The organism is Kitasatospora sp. NPDC097643 (assembly GCF_040302625.1).
Lineage (GTDB): Bacteria > Actinomycetota > Actinomycetes > Streptomycetales > Streptomycetaceae > Kitasatospora.
On record NZ_JBEOSA010000010.1, the window covers coordinates 1 to 17,459 of the forward strand.

Genomic DNA, 17,459 nt, shown 5'->3' on the forward strand with positions numbered 1-17,459 from the left:
GCCACCACGCCCCCAACCCGTTGGATGTCCGCCACATCCAACCTGTTCCGGCCTGCCATCACCAACCCGGCGAACGTATGCGGTCAGAGCACTAGCGAATAACGAGAGGGGCAGGAGCATCGGGCTGCGGGCCCAGGCTGCTGTACCGGCCAAGGAGCTCGGCTGGAACGGCCTGCTGATCAAGCTGTGGGTGGAGAACTATGTCACCCATGAGGCTCGTCTCTATGTTGATGGCGGGCAGTACGCAAGGCCTGGCGACTTCCATGACGACGACCTTTAACGCGCGCAGCAGATGATGCACAATCGAAAGAAAGGAAATCTGTGGCTCCCAGAGGAAAGCTTCTCATCTCGGCCGCTGCGGCACTAGCGGTGGCTCTTGCCGCTTCGGTCGGGTGGCGAGTAATGAACGAGCGTGCGACGCCCGACTTGGAGGGGGCCTGGCGGAACGGATCCGTCTTTCTGGAGCTTAAGGCTGGCGGGAAAGTCGGGGTAGCGAAGGTTCCGTTGAGTGTCTGCGGTGGCACCACGGACGCCCGGAAGGATGAGCCCACTGAAATCGAGGGAACATGGAAGGAGGAATACTTCACGGACGCAGGTGATGGTGTCCGGATTGACGCGGCACGGAAGGGAGGAAATGAGCGATGCAACTTCTGGATGGCATACGTGTCCCACAACGGAAATGCCGAGTTGTGGTTCAGCTATGCCCCCTCCCCAGTGAAGTCGCTGGTTAAGGCACCCTGATTCACGCCTTAGGCCGCAGGCCAGGCCATGCCCGGCCTGCGGCCTTGCAAGCCCCTCGGGGCAGAACGCCCGCACAATTGCGGCGATCCTCCCGGAACACCTGGGAGATCCGCTCGGCCGACGACGGCGCCCACGGACGGCTGACCTCAGCCGGCACCGACATCACCCGCAGCCCAGTAAGGGAAGGCTGCTCGGACTCGAAAGACTTACTTCCGAGTATACGGGCAGATGTTTTCCTGGACTACCGCAACGATCCGGATCCCTTGGTCGTCATTCAGAGGTATGCTCCCGCCCTGCGAGAAGTATGACCGTGCATTATCGTGAACTTTCCCCTCCGACGCGCCATGGCTAATGTCGTAGCACACATCTAGAGCCTTGAGCTCGGGGCTTCCATATCGCAGTTCAAGATCGATCTGCCCAAGGGCCTTGACCAGCCTGGCAACTGCAGCAGCATCCGGGGTGGCCAACGGTGAAGAGGAAACTGCTACTGATGACTCCGAATTCGCACTGATGGAAGGGTTCGATGGCTCAGGCGAGTAGGTCTCATAGGCCCACCCCGCCGCCGCAATGACTGCTGCTGCCGCAAAGGCAGTGGCGGTAGCGGTGGCAACGTGGTGCATTCGGAAGAGCATGGTGACATGATTTCAGGAGATGGCCCCGAAGGGAATCAACTATGGGTGACGCGATGCGAACACGTGCATCAGCGGACCCACGCGTCACGGTCCGGCAACGACTCCCAGCGCCGACGGTGGTACTGCGGTCCTTATAGGCAGCATCAGCAATCTGATTGCTTTTCAACCGCTTTGGGTTGGTATTGGTCGGCCCGACAAGCCGGATGACCGAGGGTCATGTCTCCTGAAGGTGGCATTGTGGTCGTACACCAGCGGTCATGGAGTGAGCGGCAATTCATCCCGGGTAGGCCGCCGCGGCGCAGGGTACCGACGAGTACGACGCGGCCGGCAACACCACGAAGATCAACAACCCCAACGGCATCAAGATCCTCAACGCCGGATACACGCTCAAGTCCGGTGAGTCCGTCCGCTCCAACGGCGCCCAGCTCACCATGCAGGCCGACGGCAACCTGGTGCTCAGCTCGCTGCGCACCGGCCAGGTCACCTGGTCGACCAACACCCAGAACCACCCGGGCGCCTGGGCCACCATGCAGGACGACGGCAACTTCATCGTCTACGCGCCCGGCTGGAAGTCCAAGTGGTCCACCTCCACCTGGAACGCCGTCGACGCCGCCAACTCCGCCACCCTCACCTGGGACGTCGAGGGCAAGCTCGCCACCCTGACCCAGGGCGGCGCCACCACCAGCTACCTCTACGACGCCGACGGCAACCAGCTGATCCGCCGCAACCCCGGCAAGGTCACCGTCAACCTCGGCGGCGACGAACTCAGCTACGACACCGGTACCAAGACCAGCACCGGCACCCGCTACTACAACATCCCCGGCGGCATCACCCTCGTCCGCCAGGGCCCGACCAAACTCACCTACCAGTTCTCCGACCACCACGGCACCAACGACCTCTCCATCGACCGCACCACCCTCACCGAATCCCGCCGCACCCTCGACCCCTTCGGCACCCCCCGCGGCCCCGGCTCCAACACCACCCCCTGGTCCGGCGACAAGGGCTTCGCGGGCGGCCTCAAGGACGACCTCACCGGCTTCACCAACCTCGGCGCCCGCCAATACCAACCCACCACCGGCCGCTTCCTCAGTCCCGACCCGGTGCTTGCGGAGAACGATCCTCAGCAGTGGGCTGCCTACTCGTATTCGCACAACAACCCAGTGAACCGGTCCGATGGAACGGGCCTGTACGACCCCGACCTCCGTTGCGAAAGGAGCCCTGGAAATATTGGCTGCAACAGCGCAGAGAAGGTGAACAGTCAGGTTCTCCTTGATCTAGGGGACCCAGATGACAAGTACCATGTCGGCGCCCCGTCCGAGCCTTCGGTTGATTTTGGGAATGATTTCCCGTACGACCCGTCGGTCAAGACCACTGCAGACGACGAAAAAGACTACGACGCATGGCGGAACATGGGAATGGCAACGTAACAGTGCAGTCGATTCAAGATCGGGCTCTGCGACAAGGCCAAGAAAAATGCATCTCAGATGCCAGATGCAAGTGATGCGTACATGCACTACATGGACGGGTCCGGGTCTGACTACTGGGTGAACTACGCAAAAGCGTATGACGATGATTCCCAGATTCGAAAGCTTGTAGACGAGGAGATAGATTCCGCCAGGGAATGGGCCGAGAGGATTGCCAATCGGACTGGCCGTAGTTCGTTCAGCATGACTGGCGACAACACCTCTGCGCGACGCGCAAAACATTATCCGGAAACGGGGAACTGGCAGAAGGCTTTGGGTGACCGCCGGATCTGGGGAAGTGCCGGCGTTTTCGTGAACGGGGACCAGATCACGATGAAGATTACCATCCACGCACTGGACCAGTATGACTTCAACAAGGGGGCAAAAGACATCACAAGCAAGATTTCCGACAACGTGAATGGCAGATTCGCCACCCTCGGGTGGGCCAAGCCGTTCACAACACGAGGCGGACTCGAGAAGACAGTCTCCTGGACGATAGGCAGGCCAGGAGGGACGTTCAGCCCGGACGGAGGGGTAGAGCATCGGTGATACTGCTGCAGTAGTGTCCGATTGATCACATCTATTGAGCGCGCTGGGAGCTCACCTGGACCCTCCTTCCCTGGGCAGGCTCCCAGCGCTACGGTGTTGAGCTCTTCAGCAGAAGGGAAGAACTGAGGTGATGAACTCGTGGACGACATAGCATGGAAGGTTTCAGATCGGCCGCGCCTCGCGATTTTCACTTCGATCTTAGTCGCGGTCGCGTGCGTCTCGGCCTGCACTTCGAGTCAATCGATCGCACGGCCGACCGTCACATCGACACGAGCGACCGAGGTGCGCCAGGATGTCGAGCCGCTGAAACGCCGCTTCCCACAGCTGGGCGAGCTGTCGGCCGCAAAGTGGGTCGGTCAGGCCCTCGGAGGCGAAACGGAGACGAATCCCCGGACCGATGTTCCCGGACCTACCGACGTGACGCTGGATGGGCTCGCCTGGATTGAGTCGGGCGCGATGGCGACGATCACCGCAACCGGGAAGTGGCGCGAGGAAAATATTTCGTGTGATATTCCGAGCGTACTCGCCGCCGAAATTGGGGGCGCCAAGGCCTGGCTTCACAGTGATTCATTCGATGGCGAAGTGACACGGAGTCAATACTCGGGGAGGTTCTATTTTGAGAAGCAGGGTAGCCGCGTTTATTTCTGCACAGTAAATCCCAAGTTGCGCGTTGATTGATAGCCGGCCAGTCGACACACTCGGGTGATCTTGCCTGTCATGGGTTCCGATGGGAACGTGACCCCTGCGATGTGACACCAAGGTGCAGCGCGCACAGGGACATGCACACGCTTCAGAGCCGCCTGCTCGTTCGGGAACTCCGCCCGAGCAGGCAGCCGTGCGGCTGCGCGTGGCGAGGCAGCTGCCAATTGCCTTGATAGTAACGTGTGAAATCCAAGAACCCGACAGGCCTCGATTCAGTCGACTTCTTTCTCACTGAAACCCACGAACTCTTACGCGTCCACCGCCGCTGCGAACAACCCATGTTCATGAGCCGACCCAGACGGTGTCGTCGTTGCCGGTGGGGGCGGGGAGGTAGGTGGCGGCGAGGTAGTCGCCGATCTGCTGACGCATGCTGAGGCGGATGTCGTACCGGTTGAAATGGTGGGCTGGGCGAGGCGCGGAGTTGTGCAGCGTGGTGTCGTGATGCCTTGGTCTTCATCCGTGCGCGGTGCGGGTGAAGATCAAGCTCAGTCGGCCGCCGGGGTGGGCTTCGCGCCGCGGGAGAGGCGCCAGATCTGCTCTTCCCCCGTGGCGGCCGGGGTGAGGCGTTCGGCGGGGCGGCGGAGGTGGACGGTGAAGCCGAGGCGGGCGGGGACGGCGGCGCTGCGGTGGTTGCCGGGGTCGTGCCAGATCTCGACGTGGTTGACGCCGGGGAGTCGGAAGGCTTCGGCGGTCATGGCGCGGGTGGCCCGGGTGACGAGGCCGCGGCCGGTGGCGCCGGGGTGCAGCCAGTAGCCGATCTCGCGGACGTCGGGCCCGGATTCCTCGCGCCGGTAGAGGCTGGCGGCGCCGACCATCCGGCCGTCCTGGACGATCAGGTAGGTGTAGCTGTCGCCGCGCTCCCACTTTTCGTCGCGGGTGGCGACGAACTCGGCGGCTGCGGCCGGGGTGTGGTCGGCGATCCAGGACATCCAGGGCCGTACGTGTTCGGCGGATTCCTCGATCAGTCGCAGGAACTCCGGGTAGTCCGCCTCGCCCCTGAAGCGCCTCAGGGTGAGGCCGCCGTCGAGCTCGATCACGTGCAGTGGGAGGTCCATCCTGTGATCATCGGGCAGGCCGTTCGCACGCGCAAAGCACTTTTGGAACGCGGGAAAGCTCAGGCGGCCGCGAGCAAGCGGGACGCGGCACGTGCCTCGTCGTAGCGGCGCAGCACCAGGCGGGCGACGGCGGGGTGGGCGCCCAGGGGGGTGGTGGTCCAGGTGGCGGGGGTGGTGGTGGCGCGGTGGGCGAAGAAGCCGGGGGAGAGGAGGTAGGTGGCGAGGGCGACGTGGGGGTGGCCGGCGGATTGGAGGGTGGTGACGGCCTGGTGGGGGGTGGGGGTGGCGGCGGAGAGGTGGGCGGGGGTGACGGGGCGGGCGAGGCGGGTGGCGAGGAGGTGGGCCATGCGCGCTGTGTCGGCGAGGGCAACCGGGTCGGAGGAGCCTGCGCCGGCGAGGACGACGGGGGCGTCGGGCGGGGCGCCGGCTTCGGTGAGGCGGTCGGCGAGGGCGTCGGCGAGCAGGGGGTGCGGGCCTAGGGCGGGGGCGAGGCGCTCGGGTGGCAGGCCGGCGGTGGCGAGGGCGGCGGGGAGGTCGACGCGGATGTGGTAGCCGGTGCCGAGGAGGAGGGGGACCAGGATCGGTTGCCGGTGGGCCAGTTGGGCCAGGGTGTCGGCGAGCGATGGTCGCGCCAGGTCCAGGAAGCAGCAGTGGAGGGGTAGTTCGGGGCGGAGGGAGCGGACGAGGCGTAGCAGGGCGCGTGTTGTGGTGGATGCTGCCGCGTCTCGACTGCCGTGCGCAACGGCGAGCAGCATCAGCCGGCCGCCAGCCGGTAGCCGCGCTTGGGGACGGTGCGGATCAGGGTGGCGTGCGGGCCGAGGGCGGCGCGCAGGCGGCCGACGGCGGCTTCGACGGCGTGTTCGTCGGCGGTGGCGTCCGGCCAGGCGGCGCGCAGGAGTTCGGCCCGGCTGAGCACCCGGCCGGGCTGTTCGGCGAGGGCGCGCAGCACGGCGGCGCCGCGCGGGCTGAGCAGGCGGCTCTCGCCGTCGACCAGGGCGGCGTTGCCCTGGAGGGTCAACACCCGGCCGGATAGGGAGAGTTCGCGTCGGCCGAGGGTGGGCAGGGTGTCCGCGAGCAGCCGGACGAGGGAGCCGAGTCGGCCGCGTTCGGGGAAGACGGCGGGCAGGCCCAGGTCGACCAGGGGCCGGGCGCACAGGGTGCCGACGCAGACCGGCAGGACGTCGGCGCGCAGGGCGTCGAGCAGCGGTTCGTACAGTCCCTCGTTCTCCGCCGTGGCGAGCAGGGCGGTGATCGCGGGCGCGCTGGTGAAGGTGAGGGCGTGCACCTGGCGGCGGACGGTCTGGTCGAGCAGCTTGCGCACGGCGCCCGGGTCCTCCGGGGGCGCCCAGCGGTAGACGGGCACGGAGATCACCTCGGCGCCGCGTTCGCGCAGGGCCGCCGCGAAGGCGTCCAGGCGGATGCCGTGCTCCTGGACGGCGATCCGGTGCCCGGCGAGCGGGCGGGCGAGCAGCCAGGTGAGGAGTTCGTCGGTGGCCTCGGTGTCGGGGGAGTAGCCCTCGCCGAGCCCGCTGGCGCGCACCGCGCCGGTGGCCTTGGGTCCGCGGCTGAGCACGACGGCGCCCCGGCAGGCCTCGGCGAGTGCGGCGCCGCGGCCCCAGCCTTCCGCGGCGCTCATCCAGCCGCGCCAGCCGACGCCGGTGGTGGCGACCACGTAGTCGAGCGGCGCGGCCAGGCAGCGGTCGGTGGCCTCGCGCAGGGCGAGGTCGTCGGCGAGCGGGAGGATGCGCAGCACCGGGGCCTCGACCACCTGTGCGCCGCGCCTGGTGAGGAGCGCGACGAGTTCCTCGCGGCGGCGCGCCGCGGTGACGCCGACGGTGAAGCCGGTGAGCGGTCCGGGCTGGGCGGTGAGGGTTGCCATGCGGGCCAGGGTGGGGTGCGCACGTTACGGGGGGATTGCCCGCCCGTCACCCGCGCGTAAGCGAAAGTGCCGTTCCGGTTACGGCTGATGTCCGGCCGCGCACCCCGGGCGCCGAAGGGCGTGAGGGAGGTGTACCGCGCCCGCAACACACGTGACAAGGTGGCGAAACAGCGGACGGCGACATTTCTGGCCATGACGTTGACCAGCCCGACGGCGGCCCCCACGAGCACCGCCACCGCCGCCACCGACACCCACTGCCCGTACTGCTCCTTGCAGTGCGGCATGCGGCTGGCACCGGCCGTGGACGGCGCGGGCATCCCGGTCGAGGTGCTGGAGCGCCCGGACTTCCCGGTGAACCGTGGTGCGCTGTGCGGCAAGGGCCGCTCGGCGCCCGTGTTGCTGGCCCGCGACGTCCGGCTGACCGGCCCGCTGCTGCGCGACCGGCCGGGCGCTCCGCTGCGCTCGGCGAGCTGGTCGGAGGCGCTGGACCGGGTGGCTGCCGGGCTGGCCCGGACCCGGGCCGAGCACGGCGCGGACGCCGTGGGCGTGTTCGGCGGCGGCGGACTGACCAACGAAAAGGCCTACCTGCTGGGCAAGTTCGCCCGGGTGGTGCTGGGTACCGCCAACATCGACTATAACGGCCGGTTCTGCATGTCCTCGGCGGCGGCCGCGCACCGCAGGGCCTTCGGCCTGGACCGCGGACTGCCGTTCCCGCTGGCCGACATCCCGCACACCGGCTGCCTGATCCTGGTCGGCGGCAACCCGGCCGAGACGATGCCCCCGGCCGTCCGCTACTTCCGCGAACTGCGGGAGAACGGCGGCAGGTTGATCGTGGTCGACCCGCGCCGCACCCGCACCGCCGAACTGGCCGACCTGCACCTGCAACCCCGGCCCGGCGGGGACCTCGCGCTCGCCCTCGGCCTGCTCCACCTGGTGATCGCCGACGGGATGGTGGACCGCGCGTTCGTCGAGCAGCGGACCAACGGCTTCGAGGCGGCCCGGGAGTCGGCGATGGCGCACTGGCCGGACCGGGTGGAGCGGATCACCGGCGTGCCCGCCCACCAACTCCGCGAAGCGGCACGGATGTTCGGACATGCCGCGACCGGCATGGTGCTCACCGCGCGCGGCCCCGAGCAGCAGAGCAAGGGGACGGACACCGTCGGCGCCTGGATCAACCTGTGCCTGGCCACCGGCAACTCCGGCCGCCCGTACAGCGGTTACGGCTGCCTGACCGGTCAGGGCAACGGCCAGGGCGGGCGCGAACACGGTCAGAAGGCCGACCAACTGCCCGGCTACCGCTCGATCGAGGACCCGGCGGCGCGCGAGCACGTCGCCGCGGTGTGGGGCGTCCCGGCCGAGAGCATCCCCGGCCCCGGCAAATCGGCGTACGAGCTGCTGGACGACCTCGGACGGCCCGACGGCGTCCGCGCGCTGCTGCTGGCGGGCTCCAACCCGGCGGTGTCCGCGCCGAACGCCGGCCACGTCGTCGACCGGCTGCGGTCGCTGGACCTGCTGGTGGTCGCCGACCTGGTGCTCTCCGAGACGGCCCGGCTGGCGGACGTCGTGCTGCCGGTCACCCAGTGGGCCGAGGAGGACGGCACCACCACCAACCTGGAGGGCCGGGTGATCCTGCGCCGCAAGGCCCTCGACCCGCCGGACGGCGTCCGCAGCGAGCTGTGGCTGCTGCGCGAGCTGGCGGCACGCCTCGGGGTGCCGACCGGCTTCCCGGTGGAGCCGGAGGAGGCCTTCGCGGAGCTCGGCCGTGCCTCGGCCGGCGGGGACGCCGACTACGCGGGCATCGGCTACCGGCGGATCGCCGCCGAGGACGGTGTGTTCTGGCCCTGCCCGACGCCGGACCACCCTGGCACGCCGCGGCTGTTCCTGGACCGTTTCGCCACCCCGGACGGCCGGGCCCGGTTCGCCGAGGTCACCCACCGCCCCGGCGGCGAGGAGCCGGACGAGGCGTACCCGTTGTACCTGACCACCGGCCGGGTGCTCGCCCAGTACCAGAGCGGCGCGCAGACCCGTCGGGTCGCCGAGCTCAACGCGGCCGCGCCCGGCCCGTTCGTCGAACTGCACCCGCGGCTGGCCGAACGGCTCGGCATCGCGGACGGCGAGCCGGTGGCGGTGGTCAGCCGGCGCGGACGGGCGGTCGCCCCGGCCCGGATCACCGACACCATCCGCGCGGACACCGTCTTCATGCCCTTCCACTGGGCGGGCGCCGGGCGGGCCAACAGCCTCACCAACCCGGCGCTCGACCCGGTGTCGCGGATGCCGGAGTTCAAGCTCTGCGCGGTGCGGGTCGAACCCGTGCAGCGAAAGGACGTGCAGGAACCCGTGCAAGGAAAGGAGGTGACGGCATGACCGGCGAACCGAGGGTGACCGGCGAACCGAGGATCGCCGTCGTCGGCGGCGGCATGGCGGGCGCCCGCTTCGCCGAGCGGTACGGCGCGCTCGGCGGACCCGGCACCGTCACGGTGTACGGCGCCGAGGCGCGCGCCCCCTACAACCGGGTGCTGCTCGCCGAGGTGCTGGCCGGCCGCTACGACGCCGAGTCGATCGCGCTGCCGCTCGGCGGGGCGCAGGCCCGGCCCGGCTGCGAGGTGGTCGCGCTCGACGTCGACGCCCGCACGCTGGGGCTGGCCGACGGGCGGGTCGAGCCGTGGGACGAACTCGTCCTCGCCACCGGCTCCAACCCGGTGCTGCCGCCGGTGCGCGGACTGCGCCGCCCCGACGGGTACGGCCTGATCGAGGGCGTGCACACGCTGCGCACCCTGGACGACTGCGCCCGGCTCGCCGAGGAGGCGGTCGATGCCAAGCGGGCGGTGGTGATCGGCGGCGGGGTGCTCGGGGTGAGCGCCGCCCGGGCGCTGGCCGCGCTCGGTGTCCGCACCGAGATCGTCCACCAGGGGCCGCATCTGATCGATCGTCAACTCGACCACGAGGCGGCGGCGGTGCTGCGGGAGCGGCTGCTCGCGCTCGGCGTGGAGTGCTACCCCGGCAACCGGGCCCGCGCCGTGCACGCCGGCATGGGCGCCCCCTCGGCCGGAGGCTGGGAGCGGGTCGCCGCGGTGGAACTGGCCAACGGCTACCGGCTGGACTGCGACCTGGTGGTGCTGGCCTGCGGCACCCGGCCGCGCACCGCGCTCGCCTACGCCGCCGGCCTGCCGGTCGCCACCGGCGTGCTGGTCGACGACCGGCTCGCCACCGCCGCCCCGCGGGTGTCCGCGATCGGCGACTGCGCCGAACACCGCGGCACCGTCCACGGCCTGGCCGGCCCCGCCTGGGAGATGGCCGACGTGCTGGCCCGGCGGCTGTCCGGCGCCGACCCGGACGCCCGCTACCCCGGCACCCGCCCCCGGGCCCGGCTGAGCACCGGCGACCTGGAGTACGCGGCCTTCGGGACCGTCGACGAGACCCTCGACCCGGGCCTCGACGTCCTGCGGATCACCGACGCCACCCGCGGCAGCTACAAGAAGCTCGTCCTGCGCGGCGACCGCCTGGTCGGCGCCATCCTGCTCGGCGACCTGGCCACCGTGGACGCGCTGGCCGGCGCCTGGGAGAGCGACGGCCCGCTCGACGGCCACCCCCTGCACCTGATCACCCGAGGAGTAACCCGATGACGACCTCCGACGACCGCCGCAGCATCCGGGACCTCGTCCTGGTCGGCCACGGCATGGTGGGCCAGCGCTTCCTGGAGGCCTGGACGGAGCAGCCGGCCGCGCGCGGCTGGCGGGTCACCGTCCTCGCCGAGGAGCCCCGGCCCGCCTACGACCGGGTCCACCTGAGCTCGCTCTTCGACGGCCGCACCCCCGAGGACCTCTCGCTCTGCCCGCCCGGCTTCCTCGCCGAGCACGGCATCGACCTGCGCCTCGGCGACCCGGTCACCGCGATCGACCGGGCCGGGCGGACCGTCACCACCCGGTCCGGTGCCCAAGTCCGTTACGACGCGCTGGTGTTGGCCACCGGCTCGGTCCCGTTCGTGCCGCCGGTGCCCGGCAAGGACGCGGCGGGCTGCCACGTCTACCGCACCATCGAGGACCTGGACGCCATCCGCGCCGACGCCACGGCGGCCGCCACCGGCGTCGTGGTCGGCGGCGGGCTGCTCGGGCTGGAGGCCGCCGGGGCGCTACGGGCCGGCGGACTGGCCACCCACGTGGTCGAGTTCGCGCCCCGGCTGATGGCCGTCCAGGTCGACGACGGCGGCGGCGCGGTGCTGCGCCGCAAGATCGAGGACCTGGGCGTCACCGTGCACACCAGCGCCGGCGCCAGCGGCGTCGTCACCGGCGCGGACGGCCGGGTCCGCGCCCTCGCCCTCTCCGACGGCCGGGAGCTGGCCGCCGACCTGGTGGTCTTCTCGGCCGGGGTGCGCGCCCGCGACCAGCTCGCCCGGGACTGCGGCCTGCCGGTCGGCGAACGCGGCGGCATCGTCGTCGACGCCCACTGCCGCACCGCCGATCCCGACATCCTCGCCATCGGCGAGTGCGCCCAGGCCGCCGACGGCCGGGTCTACGGCCTGGTCGCCCCCGGCTACCAGATGGCCGAGACCGCCGCCCGCACCCTGGCCGGCCTCGACGGCGAGGGCTTCACCGGCGCCGACACCTCCACCAAGCTCAAGCTGCTCGGCGTCGACGTGGCGAGCTTCGGCGACCCGCACGGCACCGCCGAGGGCGCACTCGACGTGCTGTACAGCGACAGCCGCAGCGGCGTGTACCGCAAGCTCGTCATCGGTTCGGACGGCGCCCTGCTCGGCGGCGTCCTGGTCGGCGACACCGACTCCTACGGCACCCTGCGCCCGCTCGCGGTGGCCGGCAAGCCGCTCACCGTCGCCCCCGAACAGCTGGTGCTGCCCGCCGGGTTCGCCAACGCCGGCCCGGTCGCCCTGCCCGACGACGCGGTGCTCTGCTCCTGCCACAACGTCACCCAGGGCGAGGTCCGCGCCGCCGTCCACGAGCAGGGCTGCGACAGCGTCGCCGCCGTCAAGAAGTGCACCCGGGCCGGCACCGGCTGCGGCAGCTGCCTCAAGCAGCTGGGCACCGTCGTCGCCGAGGAGTTGGAGGCCTCCGGCGTCAGCACGGCCAAGGGCCTGTGCGAGCACTTCGCCCACACCCGCGCCGAGTTGTACGAGATCGTCCGGGTCACCGGGATCACCGGCTTCACCGAACTGCTCGCCCGGCACGGCAGCGGCGAGGGCTGCGAGATCTGCAAGCCCACCGTCGCCTCCATCCTGGCCAGCCTCGGCAACGGCCACATCCTGGACGGCGAACAGGGCACCCTCCAGGACTCCAACGACCACTTCCTCGCCAACCTCCAGCGCAACGGCTCCTACTCCGTCGTCCCCCGGGTGCCCGGCGGCGAGATCACCCCCGAAGGCCTGATCGTGATCGGCGAGATCGCCCGCGACCACGGCCTCTACACCAAGATCACCGGCGGTCAGCGGATCGACCTGTTCGGCGCCACCGTCGACCAACTCCCGGTCATCTGGCGCAGGTTGGTCGACGCCGGCTTCGAGTCCGGCCACGCGTACGGCAAGGCGCTGCGCACCGTGAAGTCCTGCGTCGGCGAGACCTGGTGCCGCTACGGCGTCCAGGACTCCACCGCCCTCGCCATCGAACTCGAACTGCGCTACCGGGGCCTGCGCTCCCCGCACAAGCTCAAGTCCGCCGTCTCCGGCTGCGCCCGCGAATGCGCCGAGGCGCAGAGCAAGGACTTCGGCATCATCGCCACCTCGGCCGGCTGGAACCTCTACGTCGGCGGCAACGGCGGCATGACGCCACGTCACGCCGACCTGCTCGCCGCCGACTTGGACCGCGAGACGCTGATCCGCACCATCGACCGCTACCTGATGTTCTACATCCGCACCGCCGACCGGCTCGAACGCACCTCGGTCTGGCTGGAGCGGCTGGAAGGCGGCCTCGACCACCTGCGCGCCGTCGTCCTCGACGACTCGCTCGGCATCGCCGCCGAGCTCGACGACCTGATGGCACGTCACATCGCCGGCTACCGGGACGAATGGGCCGAAACCCTCGCCGACCCCGACCGGATGCGGCGCTTCGCCTCCTTCGTCAACGCCCCCGGCACCCCCGACCCGGCCGTGACCTTCGTCCCCGAACGCGGCCAGATCCGCCCCGCCCGCCCCGGCGAGGCCGGACACACCCTCACCGCCCCGGTCCTGGTCGCCGGGGCCCGACTGGAGGTGCTCACCCCGTGACCGTGCAGATCCACGACGGCGTCCGCTGGCAGGCCGTCTGCACCCTCGACGACCTGCAACCCGGCCGCGGCGTGGCCGTGTTGCTCCCCGACGCCGCCCAGGTCGCACTGTTCCGCGACCGCGTCGGGACGCTGTACGCCGTCGACAACCTCGACCCGTTCAGCGGCGCCCAGGTCCTCTCGCGCGGCCTGCTCGGCAGCCGTGGCGACCGGCCCACCCTCATCTCACCGATGTACAAGCAGGTCTACGACCTCACCGACGGCCGCTGCCTCGACGAGGACACCACCCCGGACGGCGCCCCGGCCGTCCTGCGGCTCTGGCCGGTCCGGCAGGAGCCCGCTTCCGAAGGAGACGCGCAATGACCACCGTCGTCGACGTCAGACAGCCCACCGCCCTCACCGGCTGGGACCCGGAGGACGAGGAATTCTGGGCCCGCAGCGGCGCCCGGATCGCCCGGCGCAACCTGGTCTACTCCGTCCTCTCCGAACACATCGGCTTCTCGGTGTGGAGCCTCTGGTCCGTCCTGGTGCTCTTCCTCGGCCCCCAGTACCACATCGACACGGCGGGCAAGTTCACCCTCACTGCCCTGCCCACCGCGCTCGGCGCGCTGCTGCGGCTGCCGTACACCTTCGCCGTCGCCCGCTTCGGCGGGCGGAACTGGACGGTGATCAGCGCCCTGCTGCTGCTCGTCCCCACCGCCCTCGCCGCCGTCGTCCTCGAACCGGGCGTCTCCTACGGCACGTTGCTCGCGGTCGCCTGCGTGGCCGGCGTCGGCGGCGGCAACTTCGCCTCCTCCATGGCCAACATCAACGCCTTCTATCCGCACCGGCTCAAGGGCTGGGCGCTCGGCATCAACGCGGGCGGCGGCAACCTCGGCGTCCCGGCCGTCCAGCTGCTCGGACTGCTGGTGCTGGCCACCGCCGGCGCCGCCCACCCGCGGCTGTTGCCGCTGCTCTACCTGCCGCTGATCATCCTCGCGGCGGCCGGCGCCTGGTGGCGGATGGACAACCTGGCGGTGAGCCCCAACGGCGAGGGCCGGGCTCTGCGCGAGGTCGCCCGCGACCCGTACGGCTGGGCCGTCTCCACGCTCTACATCGGTACCTTCGGCTCCTTCATCGGCTTCGGCTTCGCCTTCGGGCAGGTGCTCCAGGTGCAGTTCCACGAGCGCTTCGACACCCCGGTCAAGGCCGCCGCGCTGACCTTCCTCGGGCCGCTGCTCGGCTCCCTGCTGCGGCCCGTCGGGGGGCGGCTCGCCGACCGCTGGGGCGGTGCCAAGGTCACCCTGGTCACCTTCGTCGCCATGGGCGCCGGGACGGCGGTCGTGCTGGCCGCCTCGCGGGCCGGCTCGCTGCCGCTGTTCCTCGCCGGGTTCATCGCGCTGTTCGTGCTCAGCGGGATCGGCAACGGCTCGACGTACAAGATGATCCCGGCCCACTACCAGGCCCTCGCCCGCTCGGCGGTGGCGGCCGGCGCCGACCCGGCCGCCGCCGAGGCCGACTCCCGGCGCCGGGCCGCCGCCCTCATCGGGCTGGCCGGCGCGATCGGGGCGTTCGGCGGGGTACTGGTGAACCTGGCCTTCCGGCAGTCCTTCCTCAGCAGCCACAACGGGGACACGGCCTACCTCGGCTTCCTCGCGGCCTACCTGGGGTGCTCGGTGCTCACCTGGGCGGTGTGGCTGCGGCGGCGGTGAGCAGGTGAGCAGGTGAGCAGGTGATCGGGGGGTGGGGAGCCGGCTGAGCCGTCCGGACGACGACCGGACGGCTCAGCGCGCGGGCCCCCGGCCGGGCGGTTAGCGTCGGCCCCAGCGCGTCCCCGTCAACGGGAGGTTGGCAATGCAACGGTGGATCGTCCTGACCGCTCTCACCTCGGTCCTCGTCGGGCTCGCGGCGCCCGCCCTGGCCGCCGATCCCACGCCGCCGACCGATCCCACGCCGGTGACCGATCCGACGCCGGTGACCGACCCCACACCGGTGACGGACACCCCGGCGGCGGTCACGGCGGTCGCCATCGCCGGGGCCACGATCGACCCGAAGCTGCCCGGCCGGGTCCGGGTGGACCTCGGCTACCTCTGCGGAGTGGCCGAGGAGGCCCGCTCGCTCACCGTCTCGGTCGAGCAGAAGGACCCGCAGGACTCCTCCTCCATCGCCTTCGGCTCCAGCCGGACGGCCGAGGCGGACGTCCACTGCGACGGCACGCAGCAGCAGCGCCAGATCATCGTGCAGTCCAAGACGGTCAACTGGATCCCGGGCGCGGACGCCGTCCTCATCGCCACGGTGGCCAACCTCGGCGCCACCCCGCCCGCCTCGGCGGACGCCCGCCGGATCCAGCTGGCCGTCGGAGCCGGCTGACCGCCGGCCGATGAGACCACTCCCGCGGGCCGTGGCCCTCCTGCTGCTCAGCGCCACCCTCGGCGGCTGCCTCAGCAGCTTCGTGGGGCCGGCTCCCACCGAGCCCGGCCCCACCACCTCGGCGTCACCGCCTTCGCCGAGCACCACGGCCCCGGGGGCGTCGGCCGCGGGCACCTCGGCCCCGGCTTCCGGTCAGGCGACGGTCACCATCAGGAACTTCCTCTTCGACCCGGCGAACTTCACCGTCCACCGGGGCGCCGTCGTCACGGTCCACAACGCCGACACCACCACCCACACCCTCACCGCCCAGGACCGCAGCTTCGACACCGGCCCCATCGCCCCCGGCACCACCGCCGCGTTCACCGCCCCGGCCCAACCCGGCGCGTATTCCTACCTCTGCACCTACCACCACTTCATGCGCGGCATCCTGACGGTGACGTGACGGGGCCGGGCCGCCCCGGGAGGTGCGGCCCGGCGGTGGGCGGGGTGGCCGGGTGGGTGGTGACGGGGCCGGGTGGCCCTGCCCGTCTCCGTACGTCGGGGCGGAGGCGGCGCGCCCGTCGTCGCCGGGGCGCCCGCTCGCTGCGGGCCGAGGAGGGACGGGCGGTCGGCGAACCGCTCACCGCCGAACAGCTCGCTGGGGCCGCCGCCCCCGATCCCCGGTCTGCTGCGCAGGAAGTCGGACAGGTCGACTTCCTGCGCAGCCCGGGTGGTCGTCCGTCCCGCCTCTGCCCTGGATGGTGGAGCGGGGGTGGGCACACCGGTTTGTCGGGTTGGTTGCTGGCTGTGGTTGTGGACGGTGGGGTGGATCCCCCCGTGTCAGCGGACGGGTGCTGACTTCCTCACCAATGTGGATCGGCGTCCCACTCGGGGTCCGGTTCGCTGATCTGCTCGTACGACTCGAAGGTGTGGGTGTCGAAGAAGCAGGCGATGGAGAACGACTGCTGGGGATCCGTGAGGACCCGGTAGATGAACTCGCTGGTGGAACCGTCGAATCGCTCCCAGCCGGCGGCGACGTCATCATGCGGCTGGGCGAGAATCGGCCAGCGGTCGGGATCGGCGGAATCGGTCAGCCAGAAGAACTGGTCGGCCTGGACCGAGTCCGCCCACCGAAGCAGGCCGCCGGTGGCGGGAAACACGGGATGCGGACTGAAGAGGTCGCCGATCGAGGAGTCGGCAGCGGCGCGTGAGCCCAGCCACTCGGCGTACTTGATCAGGTCGTGGTGCGGGCCCGGCGTGTCAGGAGTGGAGAGCTGTAGGAACCCGTCGAATGCCCCCGAGCCGAACCACTGCGCCAGCTGCTTGTAGTCGGTCGGCAGGGCGACGCCGAGCCGTGCCTCGACCGAGGGCCAGTCGATCACCCTCGCCGTCGGGTTCTCCCAGCCCGTGATGGCTGCCAGCTTCTCACTCCACATTGCCGCTGTTTCCACGGCGCCGAGTAAAGCGCAGTGGACGGACAACGCTTGGCATGGGGCCTCCGTACGTCTACTTCGTGGTCACAGTCACTCACCGTGGTGAGATCGCAGAGCCGCCACCTGACGGTTCCAACCGCCACCTGTCGCTTCCGGTCACAGCCGTCGCCCCCTGGCTGTCGAGCAGCGTGCTGGGGCCGCTGACCCTGCCGCGGGTGGGATGTGTGGGAAGTCGGTCAGGTCGACTTCCTGTGCAGCGCGGGTGGTGGCCGTCGTGTGCCGCTTCGGGCGGCGGGTTGTTCCGGCTGTGAGGGGAGGACCGGGGCTGCGCTCGGGCGCCGGTGGGCTGCCGCTCGCCGTGTGCGGGGAACTGTCCGGCCCGCGCTGCGGGTCTCTGCCCGGGCGGAGACCCGCAGCGCGGGCCGTGGAGGCGGATTCGCCGTGCAGGGCCGGGCCGCCCCAGGGGG

15 protein-coding genes are annotated in these 17,459 nt (G+C 70.7%); 11 read left to right on the forward strand and 4 right to left on the reverse strand.

Annotated features, from left to right (window positions below):
* Positions 1-402 precede the first annotated feature (402 nt).
* The 4 genes from ABTY15_RS09385 (at position 403) to ABTY15_RS09400 (ending at position 4,063) form a co-directional block, all read left to right on the forward strand.
* Complete coding sequence (locus ABTY15_RS09385; RefSeq protein WP_350578744.1) at positions 403-741, forward strand: hypothetical protein; 339 nt, start codon at positions 403-405, stop codon at positions 739-741.
* Between the two features lie 1,063 nt (positions 742-1,804).
* Entirely contained in the window at positions 1,805-2,800 is a 996-nt protein-coding gene (locus ABTY15_RS09390) for an RHS repeat-associated core domain-containing protein (RefSeq protein ID WP_350578747.1), read from the forward strand.
* Positions 2,801-2,881: 81 nt separating this feature from the next.
* Complete coding sequence (locus tag ABTY15_RS09395; protein WP_350578750.1) at positions 2,882-3,385, forward strand: hypothetical protein; 504 nt, start codon at positions 2,882-2,884, stop codon at positions 3,383-3,385.
* A gap of 138 nt (positions 3,386-3,523) precedes the next feature.
* Positions 3,524-4,063 carry a hypothetical protein gene (locus ABTY15_RS09400; RefSeq protein WP_350578753.1) on the forward strand — a complete coding sequence of 180 codons (540 nt, stop codon included), beginning with the start codon at positions 3,524-3,526 and terminating at the stop codon, positions 4,061-4,063.
* Between the two features lie 509 nt (positions 4,064-4,572).
* Here ABTY15_RS09400 and ABTY15_RS09405 read toward each other — a convergent pair.
* From ABTY15_RS09405 to ABTY15_RS09415, 3 genes are read right to left on the reverse strand one after another with little or no spacing between them, the layout of a single operon-like run.
* Positions 4,573-5,142: a GNAT family N-acetyltransferase gene (locus tag ABTY15_RS09405; protein ID WP_350578756.1), complete on the reverse strand. Its 570-nt coding sequence runs from the start codon at positions 5,140-5,142 to the stop codon at positions 4,573-4,575.
* A gap of 59 nt (positions 5,143-5,201) precedes the next feature.
* Entirely contained in the window at positions 5,202-5,897 is a 696-nt protein-coding gene (locus ABTY15_RS09410) for a sirohydrochlorin chelatase (protein ID WP_350578759.1), read from the reverse strand.
* Complete coding sequence (locus tag ABTY15_RS09415; RefSeq protein ID WP_350578767.1) at positions 5,897-7,021, reverse strand: uroporphyrinogen-III synthase; 1,125 nt, start codon at positions 7,019-7,021, stop codon at positions 5,897-5,899. The genes ABTY15_RS09410 and ABTY15_RS09415 overlap by 1 nt, the downstream gene beginning before the upstream one ends.
* Before the next feature lie 192 nt (positions 7,022-7,213).
* On the opposite strand from ABTY15_RS09415, the gene ABTY15_RS09420 reads away from it, so the two are divergent.
* The 7 genes from ABTY15_RS09420 (at position 7,214) to ABTY15_RS09450 (ending at position 16,022) form a co-directional block, all read left to right on the forward strand.
* Positions 7,214-9,385 carry a molybdopterin oxidoreductase family protein gene (locus ABTY15_RS09420; RefSeq protein WP_350578770.1) on the forward strand — a complete coding sequence of 724 codons (2,172 nt, stop codon included), beginning with the start codon at positions 7,214-7,216 and terminating at the stop codon, positions 9,383-9,385.
* On the forward strand, positions 9,382-10,644 hold the full coding sequence (locus ABTY15_RS09425; protein ID WP_350578773.1) for an NAD(P)/FAD-dependent oxidoreductase: 1,263 nt from the start codon (positions 9,382-9,384) through the stop codon (positions 10,642-10,644). Before ABTY15_RS09420 ends, ABTY15_RS09425 begins: the two co-directional genes overlap by 4 nt.
* Positions 10,641-13,232, forward strand: a complete 2,592-nt coding sequence (gene nirB / locus ABTY15_RS09430) for a nitrite reductase large subunit NirB (protein WP_350578776.1) — start codon at positions 10,641-10,643, stop codon at positions 13,230-13,232. Before ABTY15_RS09425 ends, nirB begins: the two co-directional genes overlap by 4 nt.
* A complete protein-coding gene (nirD, locus tag ABTY15_RS09435) occupies positions 13,229-13,594 on the forward strand; it encodes a nitrite reductase small subunit NirD (RefSeq protein WP_502893461.1) in 366 nt (121 codons plus the stop codon). The genes nirB and nirD overlap by 4 nt, the downstream gene beginning before the upstream one ends.
* On the forward strand, positions 13,591-14,922 hold the full coding sequence (locus ABTY15_RS09440) for a nitrate/nitrite transporter (protein ID WP_350578779.1): 1,332 nt from the start codon (positions 13,591-13,593) through the stop codon (positions 14,920-14,922). Before nirD ends, ABTY15_RS09440 begins: the two co-directional genes overlap by 4 nt.
* A 142-nt stretch (positions 14,923-15,064) precedes the next feature.
* The gene (locus ABTY15_RS09445) at positions 15,065-15,580 is read left to right on the forward strand and encodes a hypothetical protein (protein ID WP_350578782.1); all 516 of its coding nucleotides are present in this window, start codon (positions 15,065-15,067) and stop codon (positions 15,578-15,580) included.
* 10 nt (positions 15,581-15,590) lie between these two features.
* On the forward strand, positions 15,591-16,022 hold the full coding sequence (locus ABTY15_RS09450; RefSeq protein ID WP_350578785.1) for a cupredoxin domain-containing protein: 432 nt from the start codon (positions 15,591-15,593) through the stop codon (positions 16,020-16,022).
* 400 nt (positions 16,023-16,422) lie between these two features.
* Here the strand turns inward: ABTY15_RS09450 and ABTY15_RS09455 are convergent, their stop codons facing one another.
* Positions 16,423-17,010 carry an SMI1/KNR4 family protein gene (locus ABTY15_RS09455; RefSeq protein ID WP_350578788.1) on the reverse strand — a complete coding sequence of 196 codons (588 nt, stop codon included), beginning with the start codon at positions 17,008-17,010 and terminating at the stop codon, positions 16,423-16,425.
* Between the last annotated feature and the right edge of the window lie 449 nt (positions 17,011-17,459).